This is a genomic window from Pseudomonas sp. (assembly GCF_049590575.1).
Taxonomy (GTDB): Bacteria; Pseudomonadota; Gammaproteobacteria; order Pseudomonadales; family Pseudomonadaceae; genus Aquipseudomonas.
The window spans coordinates 1-13,115 of sequence record NZ_JBAWDE010000195.1; the positions used below are offsets into that span (position 1 = coordinate 1).

The 13,115-nt window shown below is 62.6% G+C and carries 18 protein-coding genes; 13 read left to right on the plus strand and 5 right to left on the minus strand.

The window, feature by feature from the left end:
- From WBR57_RS13290 to madM, 9 genes are all read left to right on the plus strand, one after another.
- A partial coding sequence (locus WBR57_RS13290) for a malonate decarboxylase subunit alpha (RefSeq protein WP_424084201.1) occupies positions 1-506 on the plus strand: 506 nt, incomplete at its 5' end.
- Positions 507-1,340, plus strand: a complete 834-nt coding sequence (locus WBR57_RS13295) for a triphosphoribosyl-dephospho-CoA synthase (RefSeq protein ID WP_424084202.1) — start codon at positions 507-509, stop codon at positions 1,338-1,340. It abuts the gene before it with no gap.
- Positions 1,340-1,639, plus strand: a complete 300-nt coding sequence (locus tag WBR57_RS13300) for a malonate decarboxylase subunit delta (protein ID WP_424084203.1) — start codon at positions 1,340-1,342, stop codon at positions 1,637-1,639. Before WBR57_RS13295 ends, WBR57_RS13300 begins: the two co-directional genes overlap by 1 nt.
- Positions 1,632-2,474, plus strand: a complete 843-nt coding sequence (locus WBR57_RS13305) for a biotin-independent malonate decarboxylase subunit beta (protein ID WP_424084204.1) — start codon at positions 1,632-1,634, stop codon at positions 2,472-2,474. Before WBR57_RS13300 ends, WBR57_RS13305 begins: the two co-directional genes overlap by 8 nt.
- Positions 2,471-3,241, plus strand: a complete 771-nt coding sequence (mdcE, locus tag WBR57_RS13310) for a biotin-independent malonate decarboxylase subunit gamma (RefSeq protein WP_424084205.1) — start codon at positions 2,471-2,473, stop codon at positions 3,239-3,241. The genes WBR57_RS13305 and mdcE overlap by 4 nt, the downstream gene beginning before the upstream one ends.
- Positions 3,235-3,831, plus strand: coding sequence for a malonate decarboxylase holo-ACP synthase (locus WBR57_RS13315; protein WP_424084206.1), 597 nt, complete (start codon positions 3,235-3,237; stop codon positions 3,829-3,831). The genes mdcE and WBR57_RS13315 overlap by 7 nt, the downstream gene beginning before the upstream one ends.
- Positions 3,828-4,727: a malonate decarboxylase subunit epsilon gene (gene mdcH / locus WBR57_RS13320; protein ID WP_424084207.1), complete on the plus strand. Its 900-nt coding sequence runs from the start codon at positions 3,828-3,830 to the stop codon at positions 4,725-4,727. Before WBR57_RS13315 ends, mdcH begins: the two co-directional genes overlap by 4 nt.
- Positions 4,728-4,794: 67 nt before the next feature.
- Positions 4,795-5,208: a malonate transporter subunit MadL gene (gene madL / locus WBR57_RS13325; protein WP_424084208.1), complete on the plus strand. Its 414-nt coding sequence runs from the start codon at positions 4,795-4,797 to the stop codon at positions 5,206-5,208.
- A gap of 1 nt (position 5,209) precedes the next feature.
- A complete protein-coding gene (gene madM, locus WBR57_RS13330) occupies positions 5,210-5,974 on the plus strand; it encodes a malonate transporter subunit MadM (protein ID WP_424084209.1) in 765 nt (254 codons plus the stop codon).
- A 102-nt stretch (positions 5,975-6,076) separates the two neighbouring features.
- On the opposite strand, the gene WBR57_RS13335 is transcribed toward madM, so the two are convergent.
- The gene (locus WBR57_RS13335; protein ID WP_424084210.1) at positions 6,077-6,991 is read right to left on the minus strand and encodes a LysR family transcriptional regulator; all 915 of its coding nucleotides are present in this window, start codon (positions 6,989-6,991) and stop codon (positions 6,077-6,079) included.
- A 143-nt stretch (positions 6,992-7,134) separates the two neighbouring features.
- Between WBR57_RS13335 and trhA the strand changes: the two genes are divergently transcribed.
- Complete coding sequence (gene trhA, locus WBR57_RS13340) at positions 7,135-7,752, plus strand: PAQR family membrane homeostasis protein TrhA (RefSeq protein WP_424084211.1); 618 nt, start codon at positions 7,135-7,137, stop codon at positions 7,750-7,752.
- Between the two features lie 68 nt (positions 7,753-7,820).
- On the opposite strand, the gene WBR57_RS13345 is transcribed toward trhA, so the two are convergent.
- Together WBR57_RS13345 and WBR57_RS13350 are read right to left on the minus strand one after the other, a co-directional pair.
- A complete protein-coding gene (locus tag WBR57_RS13345) occupies positions 7,821-8,540 on the minus strand; it encodes a 16S rRNA (uracil(1498)-N(3))-methyltransferase (RefSeq protein WP_424084212.1) in 720 nt (239 codons plus the stop codon).
- A 32-nt stretch (positions 8,541-8,572) separates the two neighbouring features.
- Positions 8,573-9,979: an adenosylmethionine--8-amino-7-oxononanoate transaminase gene (locus WBR57_RS13350; RefSeq protein WP_424084213.1), complete on the minus strand. Its 1,407-nt coding sequence runs from the start codon at positions 9,977-9,979 to the stop codon at positions 8,573-8,575.
- A 273-nt stretch (positions 9,980-10,252) separates the two neighbouring features.
- Here WBR57_RS13350 and WBR57_RS13355 point away from each other — a divergent pair, with 273 nt between their 5' ends.
- Both WBR57_RS13355 and WBR57_RS13360 read left to right on the plus strand, forming a co-directional pair.
- Positions 10,253-10,804 (plus strand): cytochrome b, encoded by a 552-nt coding sequence (locus WBR57_RS13355; RefSeq protein ID WP_424084214.1) that lies wholly within the window; start codon positions 10,253-10,255, stop codon positions 10,802-10,804.
- A 32-nt stretch (positions 10,805-10,836) separates the two neighbouring features.
- Positions 10,837-11,415: a YceI family protein gene (locus WBR57_RS13360; RefSeq protein ID WP_424084215.1), complete on the plus strand. Its 579-nt coding sequence runs from the start codon at positions 10,837-10,839 to the stop codon at positions 11,413-11,415.
- A 62-nt stretch (positions 11,416-11,477) separates the two neighbouring features.
- Here the strand turns inward: WBR57_RS13360 and WBR57_RS13365 are convergent, their stop codons facing one another.
- Positions 11,478-12,362, minus strand: coding sequence for a LysR substrate-binding domain-containing protein (locus WBR57_RS13365; RefSeq protein ID WP_424084216.1), 885 nt, complete (start codon positions 12,360-12,362; stop codon positions 11,478-11,480).
- 127 nt (positions 12,363-12,489) lie between these two features.
- Between WBR57_RS13365 and WBR57_RS13370 the strand changes: the two genes are divergently transcribed.
- Complete coding sequence (locus tag WBR57_RS13370) at positions 12,490-12,864, plus strand: nuclear transport factor 2 family protein (RefSeq protein WP_424084217.1); 375 nt, start codon at positions 12,490-12,492, stop codon at positions 12,862-12,864.
- 61 nt (positions 12,865-12,925) lie between these two features.
- Here WBR57_RS13370 and WBR57_RS13375 read toward each other — a convergent pair.
- Positions 12,926-13,115 (minus strand): hypothetical protein (locus WBR57_RS13375; protein ID WP_424084218.1); only part of this gene is annotated, 190 nt, incomplete at its 5' end.

A 13,115-nucleotide genomic window follows, 5' to 3' on the forward strand; every position in this document is an offset into this window, starting at 1 on the left:
CGCGCGGCCGCCGCCACGGCACCCCGGCCTGGCTGGACATGCGCCACGACGACGCGCCGGAGGCCTTGCTCGAACGCGGTAAAAAACTCGTGGTGCAAATGGTCGAGACCTTCCAGGAAGGCGGCAAACCGACCTTCGTCGACACCCTCGACGCAGTGGAAGTCGCACGTAAAAGCGGCATGCCGCTCGCGCCGATCATGATTTACGGCGACGACGTGACCCACCTGCTCACCGAGGAAGGCATCGCCTACCTGTACAAGGCGCGCTCCCTGCAAGAGCGTCAGGCCATGATCGCCGCCGTCGCCGGTGTCACCGCCATCGGCATGCGCCACAACCCCAAGGACACCGCGCGCATGCGCCGCGAAGGCCTGATCGCCTTGCCCGAAGACTTGGGCATCCGCCGTACCGACGCCACCCGTGAGTTGCTGGCCGCCAAAAGCGTGGCCGACCTGGTGGACTGGTCCGGTGGCCTGTACAACCCGCCCGCCAAATTCAGGAGCTGGTAAATGCGCGCCCTCAAACTGCATGAACTGAGCCTCGCCGACCGGCTGGCGGACATGGCCGTCGATGCGCTGATCGATGAGGCGGACCTGTCACCCAAACCCGCCTTGGTCGACCGTCGTGGCAGTGGCGCCCACAGCGACTTGCACCTGGGCCTGATGCACGCCTCGGCGTTGTCGTTGTGGCCAATGTTCAAGGAAATGGCGGAAGCCGCGATTGAAATCGGCGAAGTGGGCTTGCCACTGCGTGAAGCCCTCGGGCGTATCGGCCGTGAAGGCGAGCAAGCGATGCTCATCACCACCCGTGGCGTGAATACCCACCGCGGCGCGATCTGGGCCCTCGGTTTGCTCACCGCCGCCGCCGCCATGGAACCCCGCGCCATAACGCTGACCGCCGCCAGACTGGCGCTGCTCAACGACCGCTACGCGCCGCAACCGCTGAGCCACGGTGCCCAAGTCGCCCAACGCTACGGCGCCCGCGGTGCCCGTGAAGAGGCGCAACTGGGCTTCCCATCGGTGATGCAACGCGGCCTGCCGCAACTGCACAAAAGCCGTGCGCAAAACGCCGGTGAACAGAACGCGCGCCTGGACGCCTTGCTCGCCATCATGACCGACCTCGCCGACACCTGCGTGCTCTACCGCGCCGGCACCGAAGGCCTGCACGCCATGCAACGCGGTGCCCAGGCCGTGCTGGAGGCGGGCGGCAGCGCAACCCTCGGCGGTCGCCGCCAACTGCACGCGCTCGACCAGCAACTGCTGGCCCTGAATGCCTCGCCCGGCGGCGCCGCCGACCTGTTGGCCGCCTGCCTGTTTATCGACCGCCTCGACGGAGCGCTGTGATGGAAACCTTATCCTTTGAATTCCCCGCCGGGCAGCCGCCCAAAGGCCGTGCGCTGGTCGGTTGTGTTGGCTCGGGCGACCTGGAAGTGCTGCTGGAACCGGGCACGCCCGGCACGCTGACCATCCAGGTGCAGACCTCGGTGAATGGCGCCGAGCAACGCTGGCAGCACCTGTTCGCACGCATGTTCCAGGAGCAGACGCCACCGGCGCTGAAGATTGATATCCACGATTTCGGCGCCACCCCCGGCGTGGTGCGCTTGCGCCTGGAGCAAGGTTTCGAGGAGATCGGCCATGACTGACTTGCTGAGCAAACACAGCTTTGTCGAACTCGGTGCCCGGCAGCGGGCCAAGGCCTTGCTGGACGCCGGTGCTTATCGTGAATTGATCGACCCGTTCCAGCGCGTCATGTCGCCCTGGCTCAGCCGCCAAGGCGTGGTGCCCCAGGCCGATGACGGCGTGGTGATCGCCAAGGGCAGCATCGCCGGCAAGCCCGTGGTGGTGGCGGCTATCGAAGGTAACTTCCAGGGCGGCAGCCTGGGGGAGGTCGGCGGCGCAAAAATCGCCGGCGCCCTGGAGCTGGCGGCTGAAGACAACCGCAAAGGTATTCCAACGTGCGCCGTGCTGCTGCTGGAAACCGGCGGGGTGCGCCTGCAGGAAGCCAACCTGGGCCTGGCGGCGATTGCCGATATTCACGCGGCGATTGTCGACCTGCGCCAGTACCAGCCGGTGATCGGTGTGGTGGCCGGCAGCGTCGGCTGCTTTGGCGGCATGTCCATCGCTGCCGGGCTGTGCAGCTATCTGGTCGTCACCCGCGAAGCGCGGTTGGGCCTCAATGGCCCGCAAGTGATCGAGCAGGAAGCCGGGCTGGACGAATACGATTCCCGCGACCGGCCGTTTATCTGGAGCCTCACCGGCGGCGAGCAGCGCTTTAACAGCGGCTTGGCCGACCGCTATGTGGCGGACGATGTGGCGCAGGTCCAGCAGACGGTCAGCGCGCTGTTGCAACAAGGTCTGCCCGCGCAGCAACGCAGCCGCCAGGCCGATTTCTACCTGGCGCGCCTGGCCGAGCTGGATGCCACGTCGCAAATCGACCCGGCGACGGTTCGCGCGCTGTATCAGGGAGAACGCTCATGAGAGGTTTGCAGTGGTTTAACGCATTGAGCGCGGGTGCAGCGCCTGTCGAAGGCTTGCCGGCCTCGCTGAAAGTCGCCGATGGGGTATTGGCTGAGCAGAAGGTGCGCTTCATCGCCGTGGTCACCGACCCACACAATCGCTTCCCGCGTGCCCGCAACGGCGAAGTCGGCCTGCTGGAAGGCTGGGGCTTGGCCAAGGCGGTAGACGACGCCATCGCCACAGGCGACAAACGCCCGATCATCGCCATCGTTGACGTGCCGAGCCAAGCCTATGGCCGTCGCGAAGAAGCCCTCGGCATCCACCAGGCCCTGGCCGCCGCCGCCGACAGCTATGCCCGCGCGCGTTTGGCCGGGCACCCGGTGATCGCGCTGCTGGTGGGCAAGGCCATGTCCGGTGCGTTTCTCGCCCATGGTTACCAGGCCAACCGCCTGATCGCCCTGCGCGACCCCGGCGTGATGGTGCACGCCATGGGCAAGGCCTCGGCGGCGCGGGTGACCCTGCGCAGCGTCGAAGAGCTGGAAGCCCTGGCGGCCAGCGTGCCGCCGATGGCCTATGACATCGACAGTTATGCCAGCCTGGGTTTGCTCTGGGAGACCTTGTCGGTCAGCCAGATCGAACAGCCCACGGCGGATGATGTGGCGCGGGTCAGCGATTGTCTGGTCAGCGCGATCAAGGGTATCGACGGTTGCGATTTGAGCGGCCGCCTGGGCGCGACCAATCGCGCTGCCTCCAGCCATGTACGCCAGTTGCTGCGGGAGCAATGGTGAACGCCCACGACTTGCTCTGGGGCATGACCCCGGCGCACCTGCCCGCCGATGCGCCGGCCTGGGTGCTCACCGCGCTCAGCGCCGGCCACCCGGTGGTGGTGCGGCGGGCGATTGCCCAGGCAGGTCATGTGGCGGTCGGCGTGCGCGGGCCGTTGCGTGAACAGCGTTTTGCCGCCGAGATGCCGCTGGCGGCGGTGCAGCGGCGCGTGATCCCGGAGGCTTTGCGTGGCGTGATCTCAGCACGGGATTTGCCGGCGTTGCAGGCGCTCACCCAACTGCGCCCGGTGTTGGCGCAGCAGGCCTGGGGCGTTACCGGCAGCGCCGGTTTTGAGTTGGCGACCGGCCTCGCAGCTCTGCACGCCCAAAGCGATCTGGATTTGATTCTGCGCACACCCAAGCGCCTTGAACGCAGCGATGCCGAGGACCTGCTGGCGATGCTCGACACCGCGCCGTGTGCCGTGGACCTGCAACTGCAAACCCCTTTTGGCGGCGTCGCCTTGCGCGAATGGGCCAGTGGTTCACGCCGCGTGCTCCTGAAAACCGTCAGCGGCGCGCACCTTGTGCTCGACCCCTGGCAGGCGGTGGCATGAGCAGCCTGCTGGTGTTTCCGGGGCAGGGCGCGCAGCGTGCGGGCATGCTTCAAGCGCTGCCTGCCGACATCCTGGATGAAGCCAGCGACGTCTTGGGCGAAAACGTGCGCCCGCTCGATTCGGCGCAGGCCCTGGCCAGCACCCGCGCCGTGCAGCTCTGCCTGCTGATCACCGGCGTGGCCTATGCGCGACAGCTGCAACACACGCCTGACTACGTGGCAGGCCTGTCCATTGGAGCCTATCCGGCAGCGGTCATTGCCGGAGCTTTGGACTTTGCCGATGCGCTGAAACTGGTGTGCCTGCGCGGCGAACTGATGCAAAACGCTTATCCACAAGGCTACGGCATGACCGCGATCATCGGCCCGGAGTTATCCACCGTGGAAAAAGTGCTCGCTGCAATTCACAGCCCGCAAACCCCGGTGTACCTGGCCAATATCAACGCCGACAACCAGAGCGTGATCGCCGGCAGTGACGAGGCGATGAAGCGGGTCGCCGAGCGCATCAAAGGCAACGGCGTCGCCAAGCGCCTGGCTGTCAGCGTGCCGTCGCATTGCGCGCTGCTGGACGAACCCGCTCAGGTATTGGCGCAGGCATTTGTGACCCTGAAAACGCCGCGCATCACCTACCTGAGCAGCACCCGCGCGCGGCCGATTTACACCCCGGAACAGCTGCGCGACGACCTGGCCTTCAACATGTGCCGCATCGTCGACTGGCGTGGCACCGTGCAAAGCGCCTACGAGCGCGGCGTGCGCCTGCAAATCGAACTGCCCCCGGGCGCCGTGCTCACTGGCCTGTCGCGCCGCGTATTCGAACAAGGCACGGTGATCGCCTGCGAAGGCGCGCGCCTGGATACCTTGCAGGCCCTGCTGGAAGAGGAGGAGCGCCGCCACCGATAAAGCACCACCCAAGGCTTTCGAAGCACAAAAACAACAATTTCGATCGAGCACTTTGAGGACAACAACAATGATTATTTACGGTGTGGCATTGCTGGCGATCTGCACGCTCGCGGGCGTGATCATGGGCGACATGCTCGGCGTGTTGCTCGGCGTCAAATCCAACGTGGGCGGGGTGGGCATCGCGATGATCCTGCTGATCTGCGCGCGCCTGTGGATGCAAAAACGCGGCGGCATGACCAAGGACTGCGAAATGGGCGTGGGCTTTTGGGGCGCCATGTACATCCCCGTGGTCGTCGCCATGGCCGCGCAGCAAAACGTGGTCACCGCCCTGCACGGCGGCCCGGTCGCGGTGCTGGCGGCGGTTGGCTCTGTGGTGGTGTGTGGTTGCACCATCGCCTTGATCAGCCGCACGCACAAGGGCGAACCGTTGCCCGATGAAGAGCCGCTGATCACGCCGACACCTGCCGTGGGAGGCCGCTGATATGTGGGACCTCATCGAAAAAGGCTTGGAACATAACGGCCTGGTCACCGCGTTTGCGTTCGTCGGCGTGGTGATGTGGATTTCCGTGGTGCTGTCCAAGCGCCTGACCTTCGGGCGCATCCACGGCTCGGCGATTGCCATCGTGATCGGCCTCGTACTCGCCTGGGTCGGCGGCACCCTTACCGGCGGGCAAAAAGGCCTGGCGGACCTGGCGCTGTTCTCCGGCATTGGTTTGATGGGCGGCGCGATGTTGCGTGACTTCGCCATCGTCGCCACCGCGTTCGAGGTGCAAGCTACTGAAGCGCGCAAGGCCGGGATGATCGGGGTGATTGCCTTGCTGCTGGGCACGATCCTGCCGTTTATTGTCGGCGCGAGCATGGCCTGGGCGTTTGGTTATTGCGATGCGGTCAGCATGACCACCATTGGTGCCGGTGCCGTGACGTACATCGTCGGGCCGGTGACCGGTGCTGCGATTGGCGCGACCTCGGATGTGATGGCGCTGTCGATTGCGACTGGGCTGATCAAGGCGATTCTGGTGATGGTCGGCACGCCCGTGGCGGCGCGTTGGATGGGCTTGGATAACCCGCGTTCGGCGATGGTGTTTGGTGGGTTGGCCGGCACCGTGAGCGGCGTGACGGCGGGGCTGGCGGCGACGGATCGGCGCTTGGTGCCGTATGGCGCGTTGACGGCGACCTTCCATACCGGGCTTGGGTGTTTGCTTGGGCCTTCACTGCTGTACTTCATTGTGCGCGGTTTAGTCGGCTGATTGCTGTTGGTTTTGAGGGCCTCATCGCGGGCAAGCCCGCTCCCACATTTTGATGTGTGAATACAGTCAACTGTGGGAGCTGGCTTGCCTGCGATGGCGGTCTCAAGCCTGCCGGTTGGCATACATCCGACACTCCGCCAGCAACGCCAGCAAGTTCGGATCGCGCTCCTTGGCCTTCAGGAATACCACGCCAATATGCTGCTGCAACCGGTACCGGGGTTGCAGCGGTATCAGCTTGACGCGGTTCTCGTACACCGCCGCAATCCGCCCCGGCAACAGCGCATAACCCACCCCCGAACTGACCATGCTCAGCAGCGTGAAGATGTCATTCACCTGCATCGCCACTTTCGGCTCGAACCCGGCCTGCTTGAACACGCGGTTGCCATCCTGGTGGGTGGCGAAGCCTTGGGTCAGGGTGATGAAGGTCGCGTCACGCACGTCGGCGAGGTCGATTTCGCGCTCGCGGTCCAAGGGTGAATCGGCCGGGGTGGCGAGGAAGATGTCGTCGGAAAACAGCGCGATCTGTTCGCAGTCGGGGTCGTTGGCGTGCTCGTCGAGGGAGATCAGGATCGCGTCGACTTCCATGTTCTTGAGCTTGTAGAGCAAGTCGAAGTTGGAGCCCAGGATCAGGTCGATATTCAGTTCGCTGCGCCGGATTTTCAGGCCCATGATCAGTTGCGGCACGGTCTTGACCGTCAGCGAATACAGCGAGCCAAGCTTGAAGCGCTCGGCCGAGAAGCCTGCGGCTTCGCGGGTGAGGCGCACGCTATCGACCACGTCGGCGACCAGTTTTTGCGCGCGCTCTTCGAGGACGTAGGCGCTTTCCAGCGGGGTGAGGTTGCGCCCTTCGTGTTTGAACAGCGGGCAGCGCAGCGCGTTTTCCAGGGAGTGGATGGCGCGGTGCACGCTGACGTTGCTGGTTTGCAGCTCGGCAGCGGCGCGGGCCAGGTTGCCGGTGCGCATGAACGCCAGGAAGATTTCCAGTTTCTTGAGGGTGAATTCTTCGTCGATCAGCATGGCCGTGGCTCTTGTTCGAATGCGTCCGATTGTGCCCGCAAAACCCGGCGGCGTCCTCGGAACGTCATAAGGTGCTTGCACTCTTATGCGCAAGGCTGGACGCTTGCCAGCCAGTTCCAGCGGCTACAGGAGGTCGGTAACACATGTATCACGGGGAACGATTCAACGCCTGGAGCCATTTGCTCGGGGCGGTTGCGGCCTGTATTGGCGCGGTATGGATGTTGGTGGTGGCGAGCCTGGACGGCAGCCCCTGGAAGATTGTCAGCGTGGCGATCTACGGCGTTACCTTGATGGTGTTGTACAGCGCGTCCACGGTGTACCACAGCGTGCGCGGGCGGCGAAAAGAGATCATGCAGAAGGTCGATCACTTTTCGATCTACCTGCTGATTGCTGGCAGCTATACGCCGTTCTGCCTGGTGACCCTCAGAGGGCCGTGGGGCTGGACGCTGTTCGGGATCGTGTGGGGGCTGGCGGTGATCGGCATCCTGCAGGAGATCAAGCCGCGCTCCGAGGCGCGCATCCTGTCGATCGTGATCTACGCGGTGATGGGCTGGATCGTGCTGGTGGCGGTCAAGCCGCTGCTTGCCGCGCTGGGTACGGCGGGGTTTGTCTGGCTGGCGTCGGGCGGGGTGCTGTACACCGTCGGCATCATCTTTTTTGCCCTGGAGGATCGCCTGCGGCATTCCCATGGGATCTGGCATTTGTTCGTGATCGGCGGCAGCTTGCTGCACTTCGTGGCGATCATGCATTACGTGCTCTAGCAACCAACTCGGTCAAATGTGGGAGGGGGCAAGTCCCCTCCCGCATTTTGATTGGTGTGCAAAGCCGGTTAGAAGTCGCCCCAGAGTTGTTGGGCGACGGCCAGCGCCACTACCGGCGCTGTTTCGGTGCGCAGCACGCGCGGGCCGAGGCGGGCGGCGTGGAAGCCGGCGCCTTGGGCGGTTTCGACTTCGTTGTCGGTCAACCCACCTTCAGGCCCGATCAGGAACGCCAGGCTCGCAGGCTTGGTGTGGCTGACCATCGGTTCGGCCACCGGGTGCAGCACCAGCTTCAAATCCGCCTCGGCCTGTTTCAACCAGTCCGCCAGCAGCAGCGGCGGGTGGATGACCGGCACGGTCGAACGCCCGCATTGCTCGCAGGCGCTGATCGCCACCTGGCGCCAGTGCTGCAGGCGTTTGTCGGCGCGTTCGTCTTTCAGGCGCACTTCGCAGCGGTCGCTGAAAATCGGCGTGATGGCGTTGACGCCCAGTTCGGTGGCTTTCTGGATCGCCCAGTCCATGCGCTCGCCACGGGACAAGCCCTGGCCGAGGTGGATGTGCAGCGGGGATTCGGTCTGGCCGGCGAAGCTTTCCGTCAGTTGCACGCTGACGCGTTTTTTACCGACCTCCAGCAAGCTGCCAAGGAACTCCTGGCCCGAGCCGTCGAACAGTTGCACGGCGTCGCCCTCGACCATGCGCAGCACGCGGCTGATGTAGTGCGCCTGGGCCTCCGGCAGCTCAATGTCGCCGAGGCTCAGCGGGGTGTCGGTGAAAAAGCGGGACAGTCTCATTTCTGTTCTCTGGAAAATGTTTAGAGGCGCGATCAACCCGGATCGCGAAAGCCTGGGTGGAAGTCCTTTGACACGGCAACGCTGACCTTGCTGTGGGTGGCGATATCGATGCCTTCGCTGGCCACTTCAGCCAGAAAGTCGATCTGCTCCGGCGTAATCACGTAGGGCGGCAGGAAATACACCACGCTGCCCAATGGCCGCAACAGCGCGCCGCGTTCCAGGGCGTGCTCGAACACCTTCAGGCCACGGCGTTCCTGCCATGGGTAGGCGGTTTTGGTGGCTTTGTCCTGGACCATTTCGATGGCCAGTACCATGCCGGTCTGGCGCACTTCCGACACATGAGGGTGATCTACCAGGTGCGCGGTGGCCGTGGCCATGCGCTGGGCCAGGGCCTTGTTGTTTTCGATGACGTTGTCTTCTTCGAAAATATCCAGGGTCGCCAGGGCCGCCGCGCACGCCAGCGGGTTGCCGGTGTAGCTGTGGGAATGCAGGAACGCGCGCAGGGTCGGGTAGTCGTCGTAGAAGGCGTCGTAGACATCGTCGGTGGTGACCACGGCGGCCAACGGCAGGTAGCCGCCGGTGAGGGCCTTGGACAGGCACAGGAAGTCCGGGCGGATACCGGCCTGTTCGCAGGCGAACATGCTGCCGGTGCGGCCAAAGCCCACGGCGATTTCGTCGTGGATCAGGTGCACGCCGTAGCGGTCGCAGGCCTCGCGCAGCAGCTTGAGGTACACCGGGTGGTACATGCGCATGCCGCCGGCGCCCTGGATCAGCGGCTCGACGATCACCGCGGCGACCGTGTCGTGGTGCTCGGCAAGGGTTTGCTCCATGGCCAGGAACATGTTGCGCGAGTGTTCTTCCCAGCTCATGCCGTCGGGACGCAGGTAGCAATCCGGGCTCGGCACCTTGAGGGTGTCCAGCAGCAGCGCCTTATAGGTTTCGGTAAACAACGGCACGTCGCCCACCGACATCGCGGCGATGGTTTCGCCGTGGTAGCTGTTGGTCAGGGTGACGAAGCGCTTTTTGTCTGGCAGGCCGCGGTTGAGCCAGTAGTGGAAGCTCATCTTCAGCGCGACTTCGATGCACGAAGAGCCGTTGTCGGCGTAGAAGCAGCGGGTCAGGCCTGCGGGTGTCATCTTGACCAGGCGCTCGGACAGCTCGATCACCGGCTGGTGGCTGAAACCGGCGAGGATCACGTGTTCCAGCTGGTCGACCTGGTCCTTGATGCGCTGGTTGATGCGCGGGTTGGCGTGGCCAAACACGTTGACCCACCAGGAACTCACGGCGTCGAGGTAGCGCTTGCCTTCGAAGTCTTCCAGCCATACGCCTTCACCGCGCTTGATGGGGATCAGCGGCAGTTGCTGGTGGTCTTTCATCTGGGTGCAGGGATGCCACAGCACGGCGAGGTCGCGTTGCATCCACTGGTCGTTCAAGCCCATCGGTTATCTCCTCGAAGCGGTCCTGCGGCGGGCGCAGGCGAAACAATCGCGCAAGCCTATGCAATGGACGACTGTGTCACAACCCATTACCGATGAATTCGCAGTAAACACAGGACGGACTGTCACGTTTCTTAGGAATAGTCCTTAATCCGTCGTTAACTTATCGTGCCTAGGCTCCAGATCGTATTTCTCGATATTTCAAAGCGAAATTTTCCGCTTTAATTCGATAGGTAAATCGCTAGTCTTGGGCGCAGCTCTTACGGGATTAAGTACATGCAGCTACGTAACTCACCGGCTCGGTATGGCTGGGTCAGTATGGTTTTGCACTGGGGCGTGGCCCTGGTGGTGTTCGGTTTGTTCGCACTGGGCTTGTGGATGGTCGGCCTCGACTATTACAGCGCCTGGCGCAAAGACGCGCCCGACCTGCACAAAAGCATTGGCATCACGCTGTTCGCGATCATGCTGGTGCGGATTGTCTGGCGCCTGATCAGCCCGCCGCCACCGCCGCTCGCCAGTTACAGCCGCATGACCCGCATCGGTGCCGCGTTTGGCCACGCGTTCCTGTATCTCGGGCTGTTTGCCGTGATGATCGCCGGTTACCTGATTTCCACCGCAGACGGTGTCGGTATTCCGGTGTTTGGCCTGTTTGATATTCCTGCGCTGGTTTCCGGGCTACCGGACCAGGCAGACAACGCTGGCCTGGTGCACCTGTACCTGGCCTGGGTGTTGGTGGTCTTTGCCGGCTTGCACGGCGTGGCTGCGTTGAAACACCACTTTATCGATCGTGATGTGACCCTGACGCGAATGCTGGGGCGCAAAGCCTGATGTTCAACCTCGACTCACAAGGAATAGACAACATGTTGAAAAAGACCCTCGCCGCTCTGGCAATCGGTACCGCCCTGCTGTCCGCAGGCCAGGTGATGGCTGCTGACTACAAGATCGACAAGGAAGGCCAACACGCCTTCATCGACTGGAAAATCAGCCACCTGGGCTACAGCTTCATCCACGGCACCTTCAGGGACTGGGATGGTACGTTCAGCTGGGATGCCGCCAAGCCTGAAGCCAGCAAAATCGCGGTCGACGTGAAAACCGCCAGCCTGTGGTCCAACCACGCAGAGCGTGACAAGCACATCGCCAGCAAAGATTTCCTCGACGTTGCCAAGTTCGCCGATGCCAAGTTCGTATCGACCTCGGTTAAATCCACCGGCGAGAAAACCGCTGACGTGACCGGCGACCTGACCTTCCACGGCGTGACCAAGCCTGTGACCTTCAAGGCCACATTCAACGGCGAAGGCAAGGACCCATGGGGCGGCGAACGTGCTGGCTTCAACGCCAAAACCACGCTTAACCTGAACGACTTCGGCATCAAAGGCCCAGGCCCGACTTCCCAGACTGCGGACCTGGACATCTCGCTGGAAGGCGTAAAACAGAAGTAATTGTTTCGCTGTTTCAACGCTCAAACGCCGACCTCAGGGTCGGCGTTTTGCTGTCTGGTTGTTTACAGGTCTGCCTGGTAGGCAATCACTTGGTCTTTAAGCCAGTTGTGCAGCGCGGTTAATTGCGCCGAACGTTTACTGCCGGCAGGCCAGACCAGATAGTAGCGTGATGAATGGGTCGGCTCGATGGTGGTCAGTTTGACCAGCTCTGCGCGCTGAATCAGCGAATGTGCGATCGATCGGCGGGTCAGGGCAACGCCATGCCCGAGCCTGACGGCTTCAAGCATTAGCGTGGAGTCAGTGAATTCCAGCGAGGCTTGAGGGCGTTGCGCCTCCACGCCTGCTGCGCTGAGCCACGTCGGCCAGCTTTCGCTGGCATGCAGCAGCGGCTGTTCGAGGATGGCTTGTGCGGTCGCCGGCAGCGTGCCGTTGTTGAAGCCGGGAGCGGCGACGACCAGCAATGAGTCATTCATCAGCGTTTCGCAATGCACGTCGGGCCACTGGCCATGACCGAAGCGGATCGCGCAATCGACCAGGCCTGCCTCGAAGCTGGCGAACTCCATGGTTGACTCCACTTTCAGCCGCAGCTGCGGGTGCGCGCTGGTGAAGGCGTGCAAGCGCGGCAACAACCAATACATTGCAAAAGAGGGCAGCACCGACAGGGTCAGTTGCGGGTGCCTGGTTTTCGCCAGGAATTTCTCCGTGACCCCGGCGATCTCGCCCAGGGCCTGCCTGATCTGGTAGGCATAAATGCGGCCCTCATCCGTCAGCACCAAGGCGCGCCCGCTCCGCATTACCAGCGCAATGTCCAGATACTCTTCAAGTGAGCGAATCTGATGGCTGACTGCGCTGTGGGTGACGTGCAGCTCGATGGCGGCCAGGTTCACCTTACCCAGCCGGGCCAGCGCCTCGAAGGCACGCAGTGCGGCGAGTGGAGGGAGCTTCAATAGGTGAATTCCTTTCACGTAAAGGCTTAATAATAGCCGCTATACCGGCAATGAGCAGGCTACCGATAATCAGCAACCGTTTATTACTTTAAACATTACCTTGCTGAAATATGAGGAGTTGCTGATCATGATTGATGAGATTCAAGCGTTTCTGAAAGACTATTTCAATGTGCTGCAAAGTCAGGATTTGAACCAGTTCGACCAGGTTTTTCATCGCGGCTGCGTGTTATACAGCGCGCAAAATTCGACCGTTGTGGTGCGCCCGTTTGATGAATACCGGGCCATGGTCCAAGGCCGTCAGTCGCCGCAAGAGGGCGGTTTTCCGCAACTCGATGAAGTGCTGATGATTGATGTGATGTCTGAAGAAATGGCCATCGTTAAAGTGCGTTTGCGCTTGTTCAATAATGTGATGGTTGATTACTTGAACCTGATGAAAGTAGACGGCCGCTGGATGATCTTCGCAAAATTGTTTCACAAGGCCGGCGAGGTGAAAGCTCAATAAGCTGACCGCCAGATGCAAAAACGCCCCGACGAGTCGGGGCGTTTTATTTACTGCCGAAAACTCAGCGGTTGCGGGTCAGCAGCGCTGGTTTTTCACCACGAGGACGGCCTGGCAGTTGATCCAACTGCTCGGGTGTCGGGAAGCGGTCAGCTTTCGACTCCTTGTGGATAATCTTCGGCGCCGGGCCACCGCGCGGATTTTGCACGGCCGGCTCGGACAAGCGTGGCTGGTCGTCACGGGCAGGGCGGCGG